This window comes from Actinomyces sp. ICM58, from assembly GCF_000283035.1.
Lineage (GTDB): Bacteria > Actinomycetota > Actinomycetes > Actinomycetales > Actinomycetaceae > Pauljensenia.
On sequence record NZ_ALIY01000173.1, the window covers coordinates 1 to 3,024 of the forward strand.

Consider the following 3,024-nt stretch of genomic DNA (forward strand, 5'->3'; position numbering starts at 1 on the left):
CTCCTGCTGGACGTGGCCGCGAAGGCGGCGCGCACGGCGGCGGCCGGTGGGCGCGGACCCGTCCTGTACGTGACGGGCGAGGAGTCGGCGGCGCAGGTGCGCGGGCGCGCGGAACGCATCGGCGCGTTGGAGCCGAACCTGTTGATCGCGGATGAGACGGAGCTCGGCGTCGTCCTCGGGCACGTCCAGCAGGCTTGTCCCTCCCTCCTAATCGTCGACTCGGTGCAGACGATCTCCTCCACCCAGGTCGAGGGCGGGGCGGGCGGCGTCGCCCAGGTGCGCGCGGTCGCCGCTTCCCTCATCCGGGTCGCCAAGGAATCCGACCTGCCGACCCTCCTGGTCGGCCACGTCACCAAGGACGGGGGCATCGCGGGCCCGCGCGTCCTCGAGCACCTCGTGGACGTCGTCTGCCAGTTCGAGGGCGACCGCCACTCGCGGCTGCGCCTGCTGCGCGCGGTGAAAAACCGCTACGGCCCCACCGACGAGGTCGGCTGCTTCGAGCTGACGGACTCGGGGATCTACGGCCTGGCCGATCCGTCGGGCCTGTTCCTGTCGCGCACGACGCGCGGCGTGCCCGGCACCTGCGCGGCGGTCTCCCTCGAGGGCAGGCGCCCGCTGCCCACCGAAATCCAGTCCCTCGTCGCCCCCTCCTCCGGGGGCTCCCCCCGGCGCACCACGTCGGGCGTCGACCACGCGCGCGTCGCCATGATCCTGGCGGTCCTCCAGGCCCGCATCGGCGCGGACACGTCGGGCGCAGACGTCTACGTGTCCACCGTGGGCGGGGCGCGCACCGTCGAACCCGCCATCGACCTGGCGATGGCCATCTCCATCGTGTCCTCCCTGAAGGGCACTCCCCCGCGCCCCGACCTCGTCGCGGTCGGGGAAATCTCCCTCACCGGCGAGGTCCGGGCCTGCACGGGCACCCAGCGCCGCCTCGCCGAAGCCGCCCGCCTGGGCTTCGCCAGCGCCATCGTCCCAGCCCAGGGCAGCGAAGACCTCGCCGGCGTCGAGGGCATCACCGTGTTCACTGTCTCTGATTTGGCGACGGCGATTCGCGTCGCATTCCCCACGGACTCGCAATAATAGAGACCGAACCTACTCGATTGGGAGGGAAGCACATTGACGTCCGACGCAGCGATCCTTCGAGAAGCACTGCGCGCAGTCGCGCCCGGCACGCCTCTACGCGAGGGACTGGAACGAATCCAGCGCTCCCACACGGGCGCGCTCATCGTCCTCGGCTACACGCCCGAAGTGCAGGCCATGTGCTCGGGCGGCTTCGACCTCGACATCGCCTTCACGGCCGCACGCCTGCGCGAGCTCTGCAAGATGGACGGCGCCGTCATCATCGACCCCGACCTGTGGCGCATCCGTAAGGCAAACGTCCAGCTCTTCCCCGACCCCACGATCCCCACCGACGAATCCGGCATGCGTCACCGCACCGCCCAACGAACCGCGCGCCAGACGCACCTGCCCGTCCTGTCGCTCTCCGCGTCCATGCGCATGATCTCCATCTACGTGGGAACCGAACACCGCCTCGTCGAAGAACCCGAGGCCCTCCTGTCGCGCGCCAACCTGGCCGTGGACACCCTGGACCGCTACAGTCAGCGCCTCGACGAGGTCCTCCAGACCCTCACCATCCTCGAAATGCGCGACAGCGCGACCGTGCGCGACGTCGCCACCGTCATGCAGCGCATGGAGATGATCCGGCGCATCACCTCCGAAATCACCGAATACCTGGAGGAGCTCGGCTCCGAGGGGCGCCTGCTCGCCCTGCAAGTCGAGGACCTGGTGCGCGGCTCTGCCTCCGAACGCGCCCTCGTCATGCGCGACTACATCCACGACCCCGAGGACGTCGCACGCGTCGAGGCCGAACTGTCCTCGCTGGGCTCCGAGCGGATCGTGGACCTGACCGCCATCGCGAACATCCTCGGCCTGGACGTGTACGAGGTCGCGGACCTGGACCGCGAAATCACGCCCCGGGGCGTGCGCGCCCTCTCCCTGGTCCCCCACCTGTCCTGGAACGCCATCAAGGCCGTCTCCGCGCACTTTTCCACCCTCACGCAGCTGCGCGAAGCGTCGATCGAGGACATCGAGGTCATCGACGGCGTCGGCCACTACCGCGCCCAGCTCATCGCCGAAAACCTGGCCCACCAGGCGCAGGCGGTCGGCGCGGGGGTCGTCGGCTGGTAACGCGAGGCCCAGGCACCGGAACGGGAGCCCCGGCCTCGCTAGCGTGAACGCCGCTCGCCCGGCTGCGCCCCCGATTGGGCGCCGGACTGGGCGCCGGACTGCGCGCCCGACTGGGGCACGGGAGCGGGCGTCACGCCAACGACCGTCGAGCCGACCTCGCGCCCACCCATGGTGACGACCACCTTGTAGGTTCCCGCCGCGGCTGCGCTGGCCCCACCCGCGGGCGGCGTACACCCGTCCGTGTACACGTAGCCATCCCAGCTCAACGATCCCGTCCACGTGCCGTTTGGGCGCAGCAACAGCGTCGTGGAGGACTGTTGATCCTGCTCGCACCGCGCGGAGTTGTACACCAGCTGGTCGCCCGTACTGACCTGCAGGGAGAAATTCGCCAGGGATGTCGAACAGGCCACCGCGCCGCGGTTCTCGAGGGTCAGGGTCACGGGCATCGCGGAGCCCGACGAGGCCTCGGACGCCTTGGCGCTCACCCTGATGTCGCGCTCGAGGCAGGCGGGGATATCGATCTGGGTGCCGTTCGTGAGCAGGCCGTCTGCGGTGGCCTCCTGGCCGCCCTTGAGCGTGTAGCCCGAGGCGTCAACCGCGCCGGATTGGACGGACTGCGGGCTGGACTGCGGCGCGGGGTCGGGGCTGATGGCGCCGATGACGGCACGCACGAGCGCGACGATACCCCACACGATGAGGGCAATGATGAGGAGCAGGCCCAGGCCCGTGATGATGCGCCTCGGCCACAGGTTGACCGGGGGGCGTCTGCCGCCACCCGACGAGGGCCTCGCGGCGCCTCGCACCTTCGACGACGCGGGGCGCTGACCCGTGCGC

At 70.5% G+C, this 3,024-nt stretch carries 3 protein-coding genes; 2 read left to right on the forward strand and 1 reads right to left on the reverse strand.

The features are described from left to right. Positions 1–1,083, forward strand: a 1,083-nt coding sequence (locus HMPREF1138_RS07805; protein WP_009058459.1) for a DNA repair protein RadA, incomplete at its 5' end; no start/stop codon positions are given. Between the two features lie 36 nt (positions 1,084–1,119). Continuing rightward, a complete protein-coding gene (gene disA, locus HMPREF1138_RS07810) occupies positions 1,120–2,190 on the forward strand; it encodes a DNA integrity scanning diadenylate cyclase DisA (RefSeq protein WP_009058458.1) in 1,071 nt (356 codons plus the stop codon). 38 nt (positions 2,191–2,228) lie between these two features. Here the strand turns inward: disA and HMPREF1138_RS11315 are convergent. Beyond that, positions 2,229–3,024, reverse strand: a 796-nt coding sequence (locus HMPREF1138_RS11315; protein ID WP_009058460.1) for a hypothetical protein, incomplete at its 5' end; no start/stop codon positions are given.